At 65.4% G+C, this 16,709-nt stretch carries 18 protein-coding genes and 2 tRNA genes; 8 read left to right on the top strand and 12 right to left on the bottom strand.

Annotated features, from left to right (window positions below):
• Positions 1-42: 42 nt before the first annotated feature.
• A complete protein-coding gene (cmrA, locus tag AC4LGL_RS25265) occupies positions 43-849 on the top strand; it encodes a mycolate reductase (RefSeq protein ID WP_055115808.1) in 807 nt (268 codons plus the stop codon).
• A 116-nt stretch (positions 850-965) separates the two neighbouring features.
• Here cmrA and AC4LGL_RS25260 read toward each other — a convergent pair whose 3' ends face one another.
• Positions 966-2,549 carry a helicase HerA-like domain-containing protein gene (locus AC4LGL_RS25260; RefSeq protein WP_491841143.1) on the bottom strand — a complete coding sequence of 528 codons (1,584 nt, stop codon included), beginning with the start codon at positions 2,547-2,549 and terminating at the stop codon, positions 966-968.
• A 117-nt stretch (positions 2,550-2,666) separates the two neighbouring features.
• Here AC4LGL_RS25260 and orn point away from each other — a divergent pair, with 117 nt between their 5' ends.
• Positions 2,667-3,314 (top strand): oligoribonuclease, encoded by a 648-nt coding sequence (gene orn, locus AC4LGL_RS25255; protein WP_491841142.1) that lies wholly within the window; start codon positions 2,667-2,669, stop codon positions 3,312-3,314.
• 41 nt (positions 3,315-3,355) lie between these two features.
• A tRNA-His gene (locus tag AC4LGL_RS25250) sits at positions 3,356-3,428 on the top strand.
• Positions 3,429-3,490: 62 nt separating this feature from the next.
• Here AC4LGL_RS25250 and AC4LGL_RS25245 read toward each other — a convergent pair.
• On the bottom strand, positions 3,491-4,390 hold the full coding sequence (locus tag AC4LGL_RS25245; RefSeq protein WP_491841141.1) for a TIGR03619 family F420-dependent LLM class oxidoreductase: 900 nt from the start codon (positions 4,388-4,390) through the stop codon (positions 3,491-3,493).
• 59 nt (positions 4,391-4,449) lie between these two features.
• Entirely contained in the window at positions 4,450-5,073 is a 624-nt protein-coding gene (locus AC4LGL_RS25240; RefSeq protein ID WP_491841140.1) for an NADPH-dependent F420 reductase, read from the bottom strand.
• Positions 5,074-5,162: 89 nt separating this feature from the next.
• Between AC4LGL_RS25240 and AC4LGL_RS25235 the strand changes: the two genes are divergently transcribed.
• Positions 5,163-5,648: a MarR family winged helix-turn-helix transcriptional regulator gene (locus AC4LGL_RS25235; RefSeq protein WP_491841139.1), complete on the top strand. Its 486-nt coding sequence runs from the start codon at positions 5,163-5,165 to the stop codon at positions 5,646-5,648.
• 59 nt (positions 5,649-5,707) lie between these two features.
• On the opposite strand, the gene AC4LGL_RS25230 is transcribed toward AC4LGL_RS25235, so the two are convergent.
• Together AC4LGL_RS25230 and AC4LGL_RS25225 are read right to left on the bottom strand one after the other, a co-directional pair.
• Positions 5,708-7,216 (bottom strand): PPE domain-containing protein, encoded by a 1,509-nt coding sequence (locus tag AC4LGL_RS25230; protein WP_491841138.1) that lies wholly within the window; start codon positions 7,214-7,216, stop codon positions 5,708-5,710.
• Positions 7,217-7,778: 562 nt separating this feature from the next.
• Positions 7,779-8,549 (bottom strand): SDR family oxidoreductase, encoded by a 771-nt coding sequence (locus AC4LGL_RS25225; RefSeq protein WP_491841137.1) that lies wholly within the window; start codon positions 8,547-8,549, stop codon positions 7,779-7,781.
• 141 nt (positions 8,550-8,690) lie between these two features.
• On the opposite strand from AC4LGL_RS25225, the gene AC4LGL_RS25220 reads away from it, so the two are divergent.
• Complete coding sequence (locus tag AC4LGL_RS25220; protein ID WP_491841136.1) at positions 8,691-9,377, top strand: DUF899 family protein; 687 nt, start codon at positions 8,691-8,693, stop codon at positions 9,375-9,377.
• Positions 9,374-9,853 (top strand): SRPBCC family protein, encoded by a 480-nt coding sequence (locus AC4LGL_RS25215; RefSeq protein ID WP_135359013.1) that lies wholly within the window; start codon positions 9,374-9,376, stop codon positions 9,851-9,853. The genes AC4LGL_RS25220 and AC4LGL_RS25215 overlap by 4 nt, the downstream gene beginning before the upstream one ends.
• Here AC4LGL_RS25215 and AC4LGL_RS25210 read toward each other — a convergent pair whose 3' ends face one another.
• Positions 9,854-10,216, bottom strand: coding sequence for a nuclear transport factor 2 family protein (locus AC4LGL_RS25210; RefSeq protein WP_491841135.1), 363 nt, complete (start codon positions 10,214-10,216; stop codon positions 9,854-9,856).
• A gap of 85 nt (positions 10,217-10,301) precedes the next feature.
• Positions 10,302-11,522 carry a L,D-transpeptidase gene (locus AC4LGL_RS25205; protein WP_491841134.1) on the bottom strand — a complete coding sequence of 407 codons (1,221 nt, stop codon included), beginning with the start codon at positions 11,520-11,522 and terminating at the stop codon, positions 10,302-10,304.
• Positions 11,523-11,669: 147 nt separating this feature from the next.
• Here AC4LGL_RS25205 and AC4LGL_RS25200 point away from each other — a divergent pair.
• Positions 11,670-11,745, top strand: a tRNA-Lys gene (locus tag AC4LGL_RS25200).
• Positions 11,746-11,813: 68 nt separating this feature from the next.
• On the opposite strand, the gene AC4LGL_RS25195 is transcribed toward AC4LGL_RS25200, so the two are convergent.
• Positions 11,814-11,993, bottom strand: coding sequence for a hypothetical protein (locus tag AC4LGL_RS25195; protein ID WP_491841394.1), 180 nt, complete (start codon positions 11,991-11,993; stop codon positions 11,814-11,816).
• A 1,066-nt stretch (positions 11,994-13,059) separates the two neighbouring features.
• Positions 13,060-13,287, bottom strand: coding sequence for a DUF3618 domain-containing protein (locus AC4LGL_RS25190; RefSeq protein ID WP_044524135.1), 228 nt, complete (start codon positions 13,285-13,287; stop codon positions 13,060-13,062).
• A gap of 105 nt (positions 13,288-13,392) precedes the next feature.
• Here AC4LGL_RS25190 and bcp point away from each other — a divergent pair, with 105 nt between their 5' ends.
• Positions 13,393-13,866: a thioredoxin-dependent thiol peroxidase gene (gene bcp / locus AC4LGL_RS25185; protein ID WP_491841133.1), complete on the top strand. Its 474-nt coding sequence runs from the start codon at positions 13,393-13,395 to the stop codon at positions 13,864-13,866.
• Positions 13,867-13,872: 6 nt separating this feature from the next.
• Here the strand turns inward: bcp and AC4LGL_RS25180 are convergent, their stop codons facing one another.
• From AC4LGL_RS25180 to acpS, 3 genes are all read right to left on the bottom strand, one after another.
• Positions 13,873-14,862, bottom strand: coding sequence for a calcium/sodium antiporter (locus AC4LGL_RS25180; RefSeq protein ID WP_491841132.1), 990 nt, complete (start codon positions 14,860-14,862; stop codon positions 13,873-13,875).
• A gap of 6 nt (positions 14,863-14,868) precedes the next feature.
• Positions 14,869-16,197, bottom strand: coding sequence for a dipeptidase (locus AC4LGL_RS25175; RefSeq protein WP_491841131.1), 1,329 nt, complete (start codon positions 16,195-16,197; stop codon positions 14,869-14,871).
• Positions 16,198-16,300: 103 nt separating this feature from the next.
• Positions 16,301-16,693, bottom strand: coding sequence for a holo-ACP synthase AcpS (gene acpS, locus AC4LGL_RS25170; protein ID WP_003880044.1), 393 nt, complete (start codon positions 16,691-16,693; stop codon positions 16,301-16,303).
• Positions 16,694-16,709: the final 16 nt, after the last annotated feature.

The raw sequence follows: 16,709 nt of genomic DNA, 5'->3' as shown, positions 1-16,709 counted from the left end.
ACCGACACCTTATGGGTTCGGGCGCCTTCTAGGATTGGCCGCATGCCAGTACCCGCACCCAGTCCGGATGCCCGTGCCGTCGTCACCGGCGCCTCGCAGAACATCGGCGAAGCGTTGGCCACCGAACTCGCTGCCCGCGGCCACCACCTGATCATCACCGCCCGACGGGAGGACGTACTGACGTCACTCGCGCAGCGCCTCACCGAGCGTTACGGGGTCACCGTCGAGGTGCGCGCCGTCGACCTCGCCGATCCCGCGGCCCGAGGCGTCCTGTGCGACGAACTCGCCCAGCGCGAGATCTCGATCCTGTGCGCCAACGCGGGCACCGCGACCTTCGGCCCGGTCAACGACCTCGACCCGGCCGGTGAGAAGGCACAGGTGCAGCTCAACGTCCTCGGTGTGCACGATCTGGTGCTGGCCGTGCTGCCCGGAATGGTCAAGCGCGGCTCCGGCGGCATCCTGACCTCCGGATCGGCGGCCGGTAATTCACCGATCCCCAACAACGCCACCTACGCGGCGACCAAGGCGTTCGCCAATACCTTCAGCGAGTCACTGCGCGGCGAACTCAAGGGCGCGGGCGTACACGTCACGGTGCTGGCGCCGGGCCCGGTGCGTACCGACCTGCCCGACGAGTCCGAGCAGTCTCTGGTCGAGCGGCTGATCCCCGACTTCCTGTGGATCTCAACCGAATACACCGCCAAGCTGTCGCTGGACGGTCTGGAGAAGAACAAAATGCGGGTGGTGCCCGGCGTGACCTCCAAGGCCATGTCGATGGCCAGCGGATACGCACCGCGGGCGATCGTCACCCCGATCGTGGGCGCCGTGTACAAGAAGCTCGGCGGCGGCTAGAGCTTCCCACCCCTCTGCGGCGAAACGGCATTCCAGCAGCGAAATATCGAGTAACGCCCTGCCGGAATGCCGTTTCGGCGGATACGCGGACTACCGGCTCCAGCCTGATTCGCCGCTCAGCGGCGGCGGCCCGTCCCGAAGATGCTGCGGGTGATCTCGCGACCGATCACGGTGCCCGCCGAGCGCATGGCGCTCTTGAACGCCGAGCTCTTGAGCACCTGCTCGAGCATCCCCGGCTCGGCCGGTTGCGCCGGGGCCGGCATGGCCTCGATCTCACCTGACGCCTCGACACCGCCGAAGCCGCCCGGATCCTCCGGCGACGGTGGCGGGGCCAGCTTGGCGGCCAGTTGCTCGTAGGCCGAATCCCGGTCCACCGTCTGGCCATACGTCGCCTGCAGCGGGCTGGCCTTGGCGGCAGCGGTGATCGCGTCATTGCCGATCGTGTCCATCAACGACCGCGGCGCCCGCATCCTCGTCCACGCCACCGGCGTCGGCGCACCCTTCTCCGAGAGCACCGTGACCACTGCCTCGCCGATACCCAACGACGTCAGCGCCTTCTCCAGGTCGTAGACATCGGTCTTCGGGTATGTGCGCACGGTCTTCGACAGCGCCTTCTGGTCGTCCGGGGTGAAGGCGCGCAACGCATGCTGCACCCGGGCACCCAGCTGTGAGAGCACCTCGTTGGGCACATCGGTGGGCAGCTGCGTGCAGAAGAACACGCCGACGCCCTTGGAGCGGATCAACTTGACGGTCTGCTCGACCTGCTCCAGGAACGCCTTGGACGCGTCGGTGAAAAGCAGATGCGCCTCATCGAAGATGAAGACCAACTTCGGCTTGTCGATGTCACCGACCTCGGGCAGCGACGTGAACAGATCGGCCAGCACCCACATCAGGAACGTCGAGAACATCACCGGACGCGCGGCCTGCGAACCCAACTCCAGCAGGCTGATGATGCCGCGGCCCTGCGCGTCGGTGCGCAGCAGATCCTTGGGCTCGAGTTCCGGTTCGCCGAAGAACGAATCGGCGCCCTCGGCCTCCAGGTTGACCAGGGCCCGCAGGATGACACCCGCCGTCGTAGTCGACACCGCGCCCAGGGCCTTGAGCTCGGGCTTGCCCTCGTCGCTGGTAAGGAACTGGATCACCGAACGCAGGTCCTTGATGTCCAGCAGCGGCAAGCCCTTCTGATCGGCCCAGTGGAAGATCAGGCCGAGCGTGGACTCCTGAGTTGCGTTGAGCCCCAGAACCTTTGACAGCAGGATCGGTCCGAAGCTGGTGATCGTGGCCCGCACCGGGACCCCGATCCCTTCGGTGCCCAGCGACAGGAACTCCACCGGGAAGGCGGTCGGCGCCCAGCTGTCGCCGGTGTCCTTGGCCCGCTGCGCGGTCTTGTCGTTGGCCTCGCCGGGCTTCGACAGTCCCGACAGATCGCCCTTCACGTCGGCCATCACCACCGGGACACCCGCCGCGGACAACTGCTCGGCGATCACCTGCAGCGTCTTGGTCTTGCCGGTACCCGTGGCACCCGCGATCAAGCCGTGCCGGTTGACCGTGGCCAGCGGGATGCGGACCTGCGCGCTCGGGTCGACAGTGCCGCCTGCGTCGTCGGGGACGAAAACAGTTCCCAGCTCCAACGCCCGGCCTTCGACTGCGTAACCGGCAGCAATCTGCTGCGCGGGGGTGGCTGTCGATTCGGTGGTCATGCCGCGGTCCTCCCAGTTTTCGCGAACGAGCCAATCGGGCTTTGACACTACTTGTCAGGCGGCGCGCGCGGTGGGTGTGACGGCTCGTTGTCACGTGTAGGAATACTGTGGATCTTCGTGCGAGACGAACTGGTATGGATCGACTGCGAGATGACCGGCCTGGACCTCAAGTCCGATCGGCTGATCGAGATCGCGGTTCTGGTAACCGACGCTGACCTGAACATCCTCGGTGACGGCCTTGACGTGGTCATTCACACCGACGACGAGGCGCTGTCCTCCATGGTCGACGTGGTCAAACAGATGCACACCAGGTCCGGGTTGATCGAAGAAGTCCGGGTGTCGACCGTCGACGTGGCCACCGCCGAGCAGATGGTGCTCGACTACATCCGCGAGCACGTCAAGACCGCCAAGGCCGCTCCCCTGGCCGGCAACTCGATCGCGACAGACCGTGGCTTCATCGCCCGCGACATGCCCAAACTCGACGATTACCTGCACTACCGGATGATCGATGTCAGCTCGATCAAGGAGCTGTGCCGCCGCTGGTACCCCCGGATCTACTTCGGCCAGCCGGAGAAAGGTCTCGCACACCGCGCCCTGGCCGACATCCACGAGTCGATCCGCGAACTCAAGTACTACCGCTCGACCGCGTTCGTCGCGCAGCCCGGGCCGTCTACCAGCGATATCGCTGCGATCGCCGCCGAGCTCGGCCCGCCGAAGGACGACGCGACCGAAACCGATTCGGCGGTACAGCACCCAAGCAGTTAGTATCTACGAGCCGCATATGCTCCAGAGGCAGAGCGGCGATGGTGGCTGTAGTTCAGTTGGTAGAGCACCAGGTTGTGATCCTGGCTGTCGCGGGTTCGAGTCCCGTCAGCCACCCCGATATCGGGAACGCCGTCTGCGCAAGCAGGCGGCGTTTCTGGTTTCCGGCGTCCTTGCCGTCAACCAATCCCAGGATCACTCCATCGAGCGATGATCTGACCGGCGAAATCAAGCATCTCGTCCAGGCTGGGGAACATGGCGAAGGGATCCACGATCGCCTCGTCGGCACCGGACCCGGCCAGACGCTCGAGCCTGTCGGCGACAGAGTCGACGGACGTACCCGGATCGAGGTTGATCCGCATGGCCTTCTTCAGCGCGTCAGGATCGCGGCCGGCGTCCTTCGCCTCCCAGCGGGCAATCGACCACAGGTGGTCGGTGATCTCGTCCTGCAGTCCCTCGACTCCCAGCCAGCCGGTGCCGCTGCGGCCGACCCGGCGCATCGCCGCCTCGCTGACACCGCCGATCCAGATGGGCGGACCACCGGCCTGGACCGGGCGAAGGTCGGCATGCACCGGCGGCAGTGAGAAGAACTCGCTTTCCCAGGAAACCGGGGTCGTCGTCCACCACTCGTGCAGGAACGCCAACAGGTCGTCGAGCTGCCGCCCGCGCCGGCGCCAGTCCGCGCTGCGGGCGATGTCATGTTCGTCCTTCATCCACCCGATTCCCACGCCGACGTCAAGGCGGCCTTCGCTGAGCACGTCGAGTGTGGTCAGCATCCGGGCCAGGTGCACCGGCTCGTAGTAGAACGTGCTGAGCGTGCTGGCGTTCAGCCGCACCCGACTGGTTGCCGCCGCGGCGACCGTCCACAGCAGCACCGGGTCGAGGTAACGGGTCATCTGTCGCGGGTACGGCTGCTCTTTGCCCGGGTAGGTGCTGTGCATGTCGACCGGCGTGACCAGGCGATCGCCGACCCAGAGTGTGTCGTAGCCAAGGTCTTCGAGTCCGCGGCAGAACCCACGGAGACCCTCGGCGCTGCTGATTGCGGGCCCGACTATCGGAAGCGCGAAACCAAGCTTCATCAAGAAAATCCTTTCATTGATACGTCAACCACTACTGGGGTCCGGGCCGACGGTGCGGCTCAGGCGGGACGGCTGGCACCGAGGGCAAAGCCGAAGTCCCCCACCCCATTTCGGGCGAGGCCCATCATGACCAGGCCCGTTCCTTCCAGCCAGTGCGCCATGTTCAAGCCGCCTACGTCGAGCGGGCGCAGCCCGAGGCTCGCGATGAACTCCGTTACGTCCCCTTTCGCGCGCACGTCGTCGCCGGCGATGAAGACGTCGAGCGGCCGGCCCTGGTCGAGGACGACACCGAAGATGGTGTTGAACGCCTTCACCACGCTGGCGCTGGCCGGTGCCGCCTTGGCGACTTCCTGTGCGACTGAGGTGTCCTCGGGGATGGCCAGCCCGTCGGCCGCGGCATTGAAGGGGTTGCTGATGTCGACGATGACCTTGCCCGCCAGGGCGTCTCCGTACTGGGTGACGACCGGAACGACGTTCGCGTACAGGAGGGACATGATGACGATGTCCCCGGCCGGGACGGCGCCGAACTCTCCCGTCGTCGTCCTCCCGCCGAGCGCCTTGGCCAGGTCGGAGGCCTTGGTCTGATCTCGGCCGGTGATCTCGACGGTATTGCCACCCGCCACCGCCAGTGCGCCTATGGCGCGGGCCATGTTTCCCGTGCCGATGATGCTGATGCTGCTCATGAGATATCCAATCTGGTCAAAAAAGGTTGATGCATCAACCTTAAGCTGAATTGGGTGATGCGTCAACCAAAAGAGTTAGAATGGAGCCGATGGAACCGAACTGGCTGAGCCCGAGCGAAGACCGCGCCTGGCGGGCCTTCATGCATGCCCACCATCAACTCGTTGCGCACCTGAACAGAGGTCTGCAGGAATCGGGCCTATCCGGGGCCGATTACGAGGTCCTGGCGGTGTTGTCCGGTCACGACGGGGACCGCATGCCCGCCCACGAGCTGTGCAATGCACTGGACTGGGAGAAGAGCCGGGTCTCCCACCAGGTGCGGCGTATGCAGAACGACGGACTGATCAGCCGCGAGCCCAACCCCGACGACGCCCGCAGCACCATGGTCCGACTGCTACCGGCCGGCCGCGCCGCCATCGAGAAGGCAGCGCCCAGGCACGTCGACGACGTCCGCCGGAATTTCATCGACCTACTCAGCCCGGCCGAGCTCGACATGCTCGCCGCCCTCAACGAACGAGTCCTGCGCCATCTGGCCAAAGGCAACGACGACTCCCACGCCGAAGGCGAGTCCTCGTAACCCTTGTCAGCCTGAGGATTTCAACTCCAGCCCAGGCCTCCCCCCGGGGCGGCTGGAGCTCAATCCTTGACGTCCGGGTCCCAGGTGGATGGCAACAGTGGCACCGTCGAACCATCGCCGAACTCGGCGCCGCCCAACGTCGTCAAGCCCGTCGTCGTCGCATCCTTCTGGTCCCGCGCACCGGAAAATCCCAGCGCCCCCGCACCGCGGTCCGAGGCCATCGGCGATGTCTCCGGAGCAGCATCCCCGGGCAGGTCAGCTTGCAGGTCCATGTATTCGTAGCCGTAGCCCTTCTCGCGTATCGCTGCGCGTCGCCGGCGGCGGGCGCGCGCCTCGCGGGCTGTTTCCCCGGCAGCGGCCACAGCGGCATCGGGTTCGGAAGCTTTCTTCTTGGCGGCGGCCGCGGCGTTGGCCCGGGCCGCGGCCGGAACGGCGGCGCCCGGCGCGCCGATCAGATAGGGCGGGAAGAATCCCGGTCCACCACCCGGAGCAGCCGACGGCGCCGATGCGGAGGCGACGGGTGCCGACGCCGACGCACCGGTCGAGGGGGCGGCGGGCGCCGACGGCGCGGTCGGAGACGGCGTCCCGCTCGCCACCGTCGATGCGCTCCCGGCCGCCGGCCATGATTCAGGGTCGGTGCCGGCCGGAATTTCCGCCCCAACCAAGGCGGGCGGCTGGATTGCGGCCAGACCGGTGATCGCCCACCCCAGGTTGGCGATCACGACGCTCAGGGCGGGCTGAATCAGGGCCGGGGACAACTGAACAACGACCTGCAGCAGCTGCGCCGCATGGAACGCCATGTCGGCCAACACCATCGGCAGGTTGGTCAACAACGCAGCAGGGTCGTTCAGCAGGTTGTCGATCAGCAGGCCGATGTTCTCGATCTGCTCTTGGCCGACTTCCAGCCACCACCGCGGGTCCAGTGGGCTCAGGTCACCGTGGCCATGGTCGTCGTGGTCATGATCGTGGTCGCCGTCGTGATCGTGATCGTGGTCGCCGTCGTGATCATGGTCATCGTCGTGGTCATGTTCGTCGTGCAGGATCCGCGGCGCCGCCCGGGTGACTGGCGCGGATGCCACGGCCGTCTCGGAGACTCCTTGGTAGACGGTCATCGTGGTGGCGGCCTGAATCCACATCCGCACGTAGTCGGCCTCGTTCACCGCGATCGGGATGGTGTTGATCCCAAAGAAGTTGGTAGACACCAGGACCGCCTGCCGTGCATGGTTGGCGGCCAACTCGGCCAGGGTGGGCATCGCCGCCAATGCACTGGTGTAAGCGGCGGCGGCGGTTTCATGCTGGACGGCGATCGCCGAGCTGTCGGCGCTGACCTGCTGCAACCACGCCAGATACGGCAGGTGAGCAGCCAGGTACTGTTCCGCACTCGGACCCTGCCATGCCCCCGCTTGCACCGCACCCAGCACTGCCGCGAGTTCTGCTGCCACCGCGGCATATTCGACGCTCAACGACGACCACGCGCCGGCCGCAGCCAACATCGCACCGGGACCCGGGCCGCTGGTCAGCAACGCTGAATGCACCTCTGGCGGTGAGGCCATCCATACCGCGACCATGAGGACCCTCCTTGTAGACCGGCTACCCGAAGCGTCCAAGCTATTGAATATGATTGTCATTATCAATGAATCATTTGAAACTCATAGAATGCCGAGCGGAAGCAGCGTCAACGGCAACGTCGCCACACCGACGTTTCATCGCGGACATCATGCATCGCGTGCGGGCAGCCCTGGCCCACCAAAGGGGCCCAAAGGCCTTGTGAGCGAAAGGCCCTCACGACCCTCGAGGTATCGCAGCGACCGGAGTCACCGGCCGAGTGAGTTGCGGACTATGGCGTGTCTGTTAATTGCTGACGCGGTAGAAGGTGGTGACGGATCCTCAGCCTGGCTGCCTCCGTGCCGAGTCTCGTGAATCGGACCTTGTCCGGGAAAATCAAGTCTCCCTGTGTGCCACAACACCATTAATATTGATTAGACATGCTCTACGTCTAGGATTGCGGCCACATGCTGGCAGTAATCCTAGGCGTAAGCGCTTTCAGGGTTGAATTAGCTGCGCTTTGGCCAGGGTCCGCTGCGACACCGTGGCCAGCGCCTTGGGTCTGCCGATTTTGTCAGACACACCCTAGTCCGCCGCGTCGACCCGCCGACGAATACGCGGCGCCAGTTGCACGATCTCGGGCACCACGGTCGGATTCTCGTAGGCGGTGGTCACCAGCGACACCAAGGTGTTGGCGACGTCGCGCAGGGCCGACATCCGGGCCGGCAGGGCCCCCTGGGCCACCCACGTCTTCACCAATTGGTCCAGCAGATCGCGGTCCGCACCGCGCAGGATCTCGGTGTCGTCGGTGGGGCCGACGCCCACCCGGATCAGCGACAGCTCGGGATGCTCGATGCGCCAGGAGTGCAGGATCTCGTCGAGCGCGGCCTTGCTCGCGCTGTATGCCGCCACACCGGCCCGCGGACGCCCCACGTCATAGCTCGACGCGACCAGCACCACACCGTTCTCGGACAGCCGCGGTGTCGCCGCCCGCAATACGTTGTTGGCACCCACCGTGTTGACGCTGAACGCGTGCAACCAGGTGGCGACGTCGGTGTCCTCGATGTAGGCGAAGGGGATCACGGTGCTCGTGAACACCACGGCGTCCAGGCCGCCCAGCGCGTCCGCCGCCTCGTTGACCACGCGACTGATGGCCGAGGAGTCCTCGACGTCGAGCTCGAAGGCGAATCCGCCGATGGCGTCTGCCAGGGAATTCAGCAGATCGACGCGTCGCGCGGCGACGGCGACCTTGGCGCCGCGTTCGGTGGCACTGACCGCAACAGCGTGGCCGATGCCCGAGGAAGCACCGACGACGAGGAGACGCAGCCCGGCTGCATCGGCTCGCTGACCGCTCATTCTGGATCAACCTCCATGGTTCATCTCAAGGTGTTAGGTCACCCTTCGCTCGTCGGACATTACCGGGTGCGATGAATTCCGGACGCTCGGCGGGTCCACTTGAGAGAACGAGATTCTCCGAGCAGCAGTCAGGAGCCCTTCATGACGACAGGAAAACCGCCGATAGTCGACCAGCAGGCGTGGCGCACCGCGCTCGACGACCTGCGGCGCCGGGAGAAGGCCGCCACCCGGGAACTGGACGCGATCGCCGCCGCGCGCCGCCGGCTGCCGATGGTGGAGCTGCCGGACTACACGCTGATCGGCGCCGACGGGCCGGTGCGCCTGGCCGATGTATTCGACGGACGCGCTCAGCTGATCACCTACCACCACATGTGGACCGACGGTGCCGAATGGCAGTGCGGCGGCTGCACCGGCTTCACGTCCCAGTTCACGCGTCTCGACTTCCTGGACAACTACGACGCCCGCTTCGTCATCGTCACCAACGGGCCCATCGAGGAGGCGCTGGCGTACCGCGAGAAGGTCGGCAACCGGATGGACTGGTTCTCCTCATCGGAGAGCTCCTTCGGGTCCGACGTCGACGCCGGCCCGGGCGAAGACTTCGCAGTCAACGTCTTCTTTCGCGACGGCGAAACCGTCTACCGCACCTGGCACACCAACGGCCGTGGCACCGAACAACTCAGCCACTCGTTCGCGCTGATCGACCTGCTGCCGTGGGGCCGGCAGGAACAGTGGCAGGACTCCCCCGACGGCTGGCCCAAACAGCCGACCTACTCGGGCTGGCTCGACAGCCCCGACATCGCCCACCTGTACGGAAAGGACTCCCTGTGACCACATCAACCGATCAGCAGCGCTACGTCGTCACCCGCACCATCTCCGCCTCCCCAGCCCAGGTGTTCGCCGTCCTGGCCGATCCGGCCCGGCATTGCGACACCGAGCCCGGCGACTGGGTACGCGACGCGATCGACCCCGAACCCATCACCGGGACCGGTCAGATCTTCGCGGTCAACATGTTCCTACCGGCGGCCGGTGGCCACTACGTCATGCACAACCTGGTGACCGAGTTCGACCAGGACCGGACCATCGCCTGGTTGCCCGGCCAGCTCGACGAGCAGGGCCACCATGCGCCCGGTGGGTGGTGGTGGCGGTACGACCTGGCCCCCAACGGAGACCAGACCGACGTCACCCTCACCTACGACTGGACCGACACCCCGCAGAGCTTCCGCGACCAGATCGGCGGGATGCCACCGTTCGGCTCCGACTTCCTCGACGAATCGCTTGCGGCACTGGATCGTTCATCCAAGTAGTCAGGCCGGCACCCGGTCCAGGAACCCGAGAACGGTCTGGATCCGGCCCTCACCGTCAGTGGCGAGGACGTCGAATCCGACCACTACCGGATCGGCGTCGCGCGGACCGAGCCCCCACTGGAAACGCGCCTGCCGGTGGTGGGTATCGGGCCCGCTGACAAGGGTGAACACGAATCCCGGAAACTGGGAGTGGACGGCCTCGATGGCGCCCGAGATGCCGTCGTGCCCGCTCACCTCAGCCAGCGGATCGGTGTAGGTGACGCCCGCCGACCAATGCCGTTCCAACAGGGCCCGTCGTTCGACGGCATCGGTGGCATTCCAGGTGCTGAGGTACGCGGTGACGGTGTCATTGAGCTCGGCCATTTCGCCTCTTTCACGGTAATCGACTGGGACTCAGCCAGATTCACCGATCTGAAGCGGGATGTCGATTACCGCAGGGGTAATCGGGTCAGGTGCTGGCGTTGCCGGTGCGCCACTGGTCCCACGGGATGTTCCAGTCCCCCAGGCCCTCGGTCCCCGGCAACACCGAGCCCACTGTGTTGACGACCTCGACGATGTCGCCGCGTTTGGTGTTCTCGTAGAACCACCGGGCGTTCGCCGTGCTGACATTGAGGCAGCCATGGCTGACGTTGCTGTACCCCTGGCTGCCGACCGACCACGGGGCACCGTGCACGTAGATGCCGCTGTAGGACATCTGGGTCGCGAAGTCGACCTCGGTGCGATAACCGTTCGGCGAGTTGACCGGCACCCCGTAGGTGGAGGAATCCATCACCATATGGTCGAAACGATCGCCGACGATGTAGACGCCGTTGTTGGTCGGAGAACTGTTCTTACCCATGGAGATCGGCATGGCCTTGACGACCTCGCCGTTGCGCCGGACGGTCAGTGTCTTGGTGGTGTCATCGGCCTGCGCGATCACCTCGTCACCGATCGTGAAGTGGGTCGTGACGTTGCCCTGGCCGAACAGCCCATCGCCCAACGCGACACCGTAGGTGTTGACCGTGACGTCGACCGAGGTGCCAGGTTTCCAGTATTTCGCGGGCCGCCAACGGACTTCCCGGTTGTTGAGCCAGTAGAACGCACCTTCGACCGGCGGATCGGTCTTGACCGTGACGGCACGTTGGGCAGCCAGTCGATCGGAGATGTTCTCGTCGAACCGGATTGCCACCGGCTGCCCCACCCCGACCACTTCCCCGTTGTTCGGCAGGACATACGGCATCGTCAAGTTGGCCGGCGAGTGCGTCTCGAACCGCAGTCTGCGGTTGGCGACGCCACCGAGGCCCAGAGACTGCGCGTTGAGGGTGTACTGCTCGTTGTAGTCGAGCGGGTCGGTGGTGGACCACGTCAGCCCGTCGGCACTGAACTTGCCTGCGACGCTGGCGCCTTCTTCGTTGGTCATGGTGACGCCACCGAGCACACCGTTCTCCGCGCTCACCGTGACCGGCGCGTCGACGGTTACCCCGACCGCACCATCGGTCACCGAGGCGTTGACCCTGGGCACCAACAAATCCCCGTAGGGGGTGCCCTTGTCGGTGATCACCGGTGCCGGCCCCTGTGGGTCTTCACCCCCGCACGCGGTAAGCCCCAACATCATTGCCGGCACCATGGCAACCACTGCCCGCCGGAACACACCCCGATACGGACGGGTCACCGTCTGGGCCTGCCCCATGGTCGTCCTACCCCTCGGATGGTCGATAGCAAATTCTTGGCAATAGTCTAAGGGTTCCGGCCGGATCGGGCCGATCAGAAGCCCGTCCCAGCCCCGCCACCAGCGGATTTCACTGTTGAGAGAAACTCCTGTTATTGTCTCTCTCGCGCGCCGTTAGCTCAGTTGGTAGAGCAGCTGACTCTTAATCAGCGGGTCCGGGGTTCGAAACCCTGACGGCGCACCAACCAAAAACCCTGCCTCGGCAGGGTTTTTGCGTTTCAGGGTCTCAGAGTTACTGGGATTGCTCACCTGTCAGGCTCGGTACCTCTCGGCCAGTCGGTCGTCGATGCTGGGTTCAGCCTCTTCCAACAACATCTCCACGGCCCCGGCCAGATGCGCGGCCGCATAGCCGTGATCCCGGTACTGCTCGCTCTTGAAGCGGTCGAGCTCCCTGCGCAGATCGCCCAGGGTTTCGTCGCTCACATGCGCCATATGGCTACCTCCCGTCGGTGTGACCACGGCTCACATCACCTTGCGGAGGTTCGACATGAGCCATTGGGTGTCGTCAGCGAATCCCGACGATGAGCCCGTCGGGATCGGCTCTACCGGCGATAGCCCATGCAGCAATCCTGGCAAACGGAAAATAAGTTAGCTGCAACGCAATACCCCCTTGTCACACGATTGTCCCGTGTTGCGGTCGGGATCAAGACCCAGGGCCGCCTCCCCGATCCTGACCCGACGTCGACCTTAGCTGGACACCTATGCACTAGCAACCGGTTCGACCAGAAAGACGCGTTCCCGCCCTGCTATGCAGGAGATTTCAGCTATCGCACCTCGTCTGCACCGAGTTGCACAGGACACCGGCGATTACCAGACCGACACATGTTTGCCAATCGTTTTCCCCACCAAATCGGCGTGGATCAGGACGGAACAGCTGACCGCGCGTCACGCGACGCCAACATTCCAGCAAACTTTTCAGTGGATCGGTCCGATTACGTCCGTCGCCACGCACTCAGTTTCCATCCGCCACCAGGGCCGTCGGCCGAATTTGCGGTGAGCGGTACTCGTAACAGTCAGACACCCGTCGCCGACATACCTCGATAATGTGCTGATAACCGTGACGCAACCCGGCAAGTTGGGGTAATACTCCATTGTTGACGTAGTCGTAAGTTACTGCCTAGAATCCATCTTCAGCGCTTCCGCTGGTCAGACGCTAGAAACCGTGTTAATATCAAGTTAGCTGATTAATTGCGATCCGGTACCGCGTGGCGATTACGCCAAGATGAGGGGTGTTAGCTGATGCCTGCCGTAGGTGGCGCCGATCCCACAGCTGCAGCGACCGCCGCATTTGTTGCTGCGAACCAGCCCGTCATGGTGTATACCTGCAGCCGTCTGGGCCGCATCGCCAATCCCCCGAGTTTCTCGTTGGCGGACTGGCTCCTGTTCCGCCGCCGCTGAGCGGCGTATTCAGCTGGAGCCGCTGAGCGGCGTATCAAGCCGGAGCCGCTGCTCCGGGCGTCTCCGCAGGGCACACAACGCGCGCCCCGCGGATCGACACTCAGCGCCGCTTGATCCGTCGCACGACGACGAACACCACCAGCACTCCCGCACCGGCCAATGACGCCGTCACGGCGGGCTTCTTGATGAAGCCGATCACCGCCGACTTGAAATCGTCGGCCAGACGCTGCGGGTTGGCCCGCTCTGCCAGGGAGTCGACAGTCACCGCCAGCTGATCGCGAGCCTGATCGATGTCCCGCTTGATGCTCTCCGGGTCCCGGTTCGCCACTGTTTGCTCCTCCAAGCCGCTCCACGTCGTGCTGCCCTGCCGCACTACCCTAGATCAGCCGGCGCCGTGACGACGGAACCGGTCGACAAGAAGGGATACCCACGAATGCCGCAAACCCCGCGCCTCGAGGTGGGAGACACCGCCCCGGCTTTCAGCCTGCCCGACGCCGACGGCAACATCGTCAAGCTCTCCGACTACAAGGGCCGCAAGGTCATCGTGTACTTCTACCCCGCGGCGTCAACGCCCGGATGCACCAAGCAGGCGTGCGATTTCCGGGACAGTCTCACCGAACTCAATGGCGCCGGCCTCGATGTCATCGGCATCTCCCCCGACAAGCCGGAGAAGCTCGCCAAGTTCCGCGACAAGGAAGAGCTCACCTTCCCGTTGCTGTCCGATCCGGACCGTGAGGTGTTGACGGCCTGGGGTGCATTCGGCGAAAAGACCATGTACGGCAAGACGGTTCAGGGTGTGATCCGCTCGACGTTCGTCGTGGACGAGAAGGGCAAGATCGCCGTCGCGCAGTACAACGTGCGGGCCACCGGCCACGTCGCCAAGCTGCGCCGCGACCTGTCGGTCTGACACCGGTCAGGACTGGGTCGTCAGCAGGAACGTCAGGTAGCCGAGGTAGGCCGTGATCATCGCGGCCCCCTCGGCTCGGTGCACCCGCCGACCGGAGACGAAGATCGGGATACAGGCCAGGCTCGCCGCGACCATCAGTGGGATGTCGATCCACACGAGGTTGTGGGTCAGCTCGAGGCCCCGCGCGGGCACCAGGCACGTGATTCCCAGGATCAGCAGGATGTTGTAAACGCTGCTGCCGAGGAGGTTACCTACCGCGATGTCACGTTCGCCGCGCACCGTCGAGACGATCGTCGTGACCAACTCCGGGGCCGAGGTTCCGATCGCCACGACGGTCAGGCCGATGAGCGCGTCCGACACCCCGAATCCGCGGGCGATCCCCACCGCCCCGCCGACCAACCATTCGGCCCCGAGAATCACCACGGCGATACCGCTGACCGTCATGACCGTATCCTGAAGTGCGCCACGGCCAATCGGTTTCGTCTTGGCACCGCTTGACTGTCCCGTCGGGAAGGCTTCGGCGTATCCGGCGACGGTGGCCCGGCTCTCCCGCCGCGACATGCGGATCAGCACAGCGGTGTAGACGAGGGCTCCGGACACCAGGATCAGCCCGTCCACGCGCGACAACACCCCGTTGACGGCCAACACCCAGAGCAGCACCGCGGCTCCCGCCATCACCGGCAGGTCGAAGCGCAAGGTGCGCTGCTCGATCGCCAGCGGACGGATCAACGCGCTGAGCCCGAGGATGAACAAGATGTTGACGACGTTGGTGCCGGCGATGTTGCCGACGGCCAGTTCGCCGCTGCCGGTGGTCGCGGCGGTGATGCCGACAGCGAGTTCGGGAAGACTGGTGCCGATCGACACCACGGTCAGACCGATCAGGATCGGGCTGATTCCCAGGCGCGCTGCAAGTTTCGCACCGCCGCGGACCATCACCTCGGCGCCGATCGCCAAGGCGATCAGGCCGACGACGAACCAGCCGACGCTGCTGGCCATCTCGGGCTAACGGCCCAGCGCCTCGAGCAGTAACGCTTCGGCCGTCGCCGCTTTCTCGAGAACCCCGAGATGCAGGCTCTCGTTCACGCTGTGCGCCTGGGTGCCCGGGTCCTCCACGCCGGTCACCAGAATCGTCGCGGCCGGGAAGGCTTCGGCGAATTCGGCGATGAAGGGAATCGATCCGCCCATGCCCATGTCCACCGGGTCGGAGCCCCAGGCGGTCCGGAACGCCGTGCGAGCCGCGTCGTACACCGCACCCGAGGCATCGATCGCGTAGGGCTGGCCCACGTCGCCGGGAGTCACGATGACCTGGGCTCCCCAGGGCACATGGGATTCGAGGTGACGGGTCAACGCCTCCAGATGCGCGTGGGCGTCACCGCCGGGCGCGACCCGCATGCTGATCTTGGCGCGGGCCCGCGGGATCAGCGTGTTCGACGACTTGTCGATGGATGTGGTGTCGATGCCGATGACGGTGATCGCGGGCTTGGCCCACATGCGTTGCACCACTGAGCCGGAACCGATTTCGGCCACCCCGTCCAGCAGACCGGATTCCTGGCGGACCCAGTGCGCACCGCGGTCGACATCAGCCGCGGTCGTTTCGTGCAGACCGGCGACCGCGACATTGCCGTCGTCGTCGTGCAAGCTGGCCAGCAGGCGGACCAACACGCTCAACGCATCCGGCACCACCCCACCCCACAGGCCCGAATGCAGGCCGTGATCCAGGGTCGCCACCTCGACCACGCAATCGGCCAGGCCGCGCAGGGTCACCGTCAGCGCCGGGATCTCGATGCTCCAGTTGTCGGAGTCGGCGATGACGATCACATCGGCAGCCAGGGCCTCTTTGTGCGCAGCCAGGAGTGCGCCCAGTGACGGCGACCCGGATTCCTCCTCGCCTTCGACGAAGACCGTGACACCGACCGGAGGCTTGCCGTCGAAGGCCCGGATCGCCGCCAGATGGGTTGCGATACCGGCCTTGTCGTCGGCGGTGCCGCGGCCGTAGAGCCGGCCGTCACGTTCGGTGGGCTCGAACGGTGCGGAATCCCACTGGGCCGGATCCCCTTCGGGCTGCACATCGTGGTGGGCGTACAGCAGCACCGTAGGGGCTCCCGCCGGTGGCGGGTAATGCGCGATGACGGCCGGCGCGCCGCCTTCGCTGACAATGCGGACGTCGGGAAAGCCTGCATCCGACAACAGCTTTGCGACCGCCTCGGCGCTGCGGTGCACTTCGTCGCGCCGGGCCGGGTCGGCCCACACCGACTGGATGCGGACCAGATCCTCCAGATCGGACCGTACCGACGGCAACACCTGCTGCACCCGCGCCACGACGTCACTCATGGTGACGACACTAGCCGCACTGTCGAACGCCGCGAACGTGCGCGAAGCGCGGCCCGATCACGGCGTGTCGGACAGCAGACGCGCACGCTCGCGGTGCAGAGGGTTAGAGCTCCTCGATGATCGCCACCGCGGCGGCGGTGTCGGCCTCGTGGGTGAGCGAGACGTGAATGGTCACGGTTTCGAGGTGCTTGGCGATCTCGCCGGACAGCCGCACCTTGGGCCGACCCCACATGTCGGTGACCACCTCGATGTCGCGGTGGATCCCCTCCGGCAGGGCCGGCCGCTTGGAGAACCGTGAGCTGGACCAGGCCTTGATCACGGCTTCCTTGGCCGCCCACCGGGCCGCCAGGTGCCGGGCCGCCGACGAACTCTTGTCCGCGGCGTCCCGGCGCTCACCCGGCGTGAACGTCTCGGCGAATACGGTTCCCGGCCGGTCCACCTGCTCGGCGAAATCAGGTATGGAAACCACATCGATGCCTATGCCCATAATCGCCATGGAAGCGAACCTAGCT

The sequence above is a fragment of the Mycolicibacterium arcueilense genome (assembly GCF_058536225.1).
The sequence above is the reverse complement of the archived record's forward strand: the minus strand, read 5'-3'. Positions and strand labels throughout refer to the sequence as shown.

Coding starts and splice junctions, on each gene's coding strand:
- AC4LGL_RS25235 (WP_491841139.1), top strand. CDS start 5,163: ATGGAACCGAACTGGCTGAGCCCGAGCGAAGACCGCGCCTGGCGGGCC.
- AC4LGL_RS25240 (WP_491841140.1), bottom strand. CDS start 5,073: ATGAGCAGCATCAGCATCATCGGCACGGGAAACATGGCCCGCGCCATA.
- AC4LGL_RS25205 (WP_491841134.1), bottom strand. CDS start 11,522: ATGGGGCAGGCCCAGACGGTGACCCGTCCGTATCGGGGTGTGTTCCGG.
- AC4LGL_RS25175 (WP_491841131.1), bottom strand. CDS start 16,197: ATGAGTGACGTCGTGGCGCGGGTGCAGCAGGTGTTGCCGTCGGTACGG.
- AC4LGL_RS25195 (WP_491841394.1), bottom strand. CDS start 11,993: ATGGCGCATGTGAGCGACGAAACCCTGGGCGATCTGCGCAGGGAGCTC.
- AC4LGL_RS25230 (WP_491841138.1), bottom strand. CDS start 7,216: ATGGTCGCGGTATGGATGGCCTCACCGCCAGAGGTGCATTCAGCGTTG.
- AC4LGL_RS25180 (WP_491841132.1), bottom strand. CDS start 14,862: ATGGCCAGCAGCGTCGGCTGGTTCGTCGTCGGCCTGATCGCCTTGGCG.
- AC4LGL_RS25220 (WP_491841136.1), top strand. CDS start 8,691: ATGACGACAGGAAAACCGCCGATAGTCGACCAGCAGGCGTGGCGCACC.
- AC4LGL_RS25225 (WP_491841137.1), bottom strand. CDS start 8,549: ATGAGCGGTCAGCGAGCCGATGCAGCCGGGCTGCGTCTCCTCGTCGTC.
- cmrA (WP_055115808.1), top strand. CDS start 43: ATGCCAGTACCCGCACCCAGTCCGGATGCCCGTGCCGTCGTCACCGGC.
- AC4LGL_RS25260 (WP_491841143.1), bottom strand. CDS start 2,549: ATGACCACCGAATCGACAGCCACCCCCGCGCAGCAGATTGCTGCCGGT.
- acpS (WP_003880044.1), bottom strand. CDS start 16,693: ATGGCGATTATGGGCATAGGCATCGATGTGGTTTCCATACCTGATTTC.
- bcp (WP_491841133.1), top strand. CDS start 13,393: ATGCCGCAAACCCCGCGCCTCGAGGTGGGAGACACCGCCCCGGCTTTC.
- AC4LGL_RS25210 (WP_491841135.1), bottom strand. CDS start 10,216: ATGGCCGAGCTCAATGACACCGTCACCGCGTACCTCAGCACCTGGAAT.
- AC4LGL_RS25245 (WP_491841141.1), bottom strand. CDS start 4,390: ATGAAGCTTGGTTTCGCGCTTCCGATAGTCGGGCCCGCAATCAGCAGC.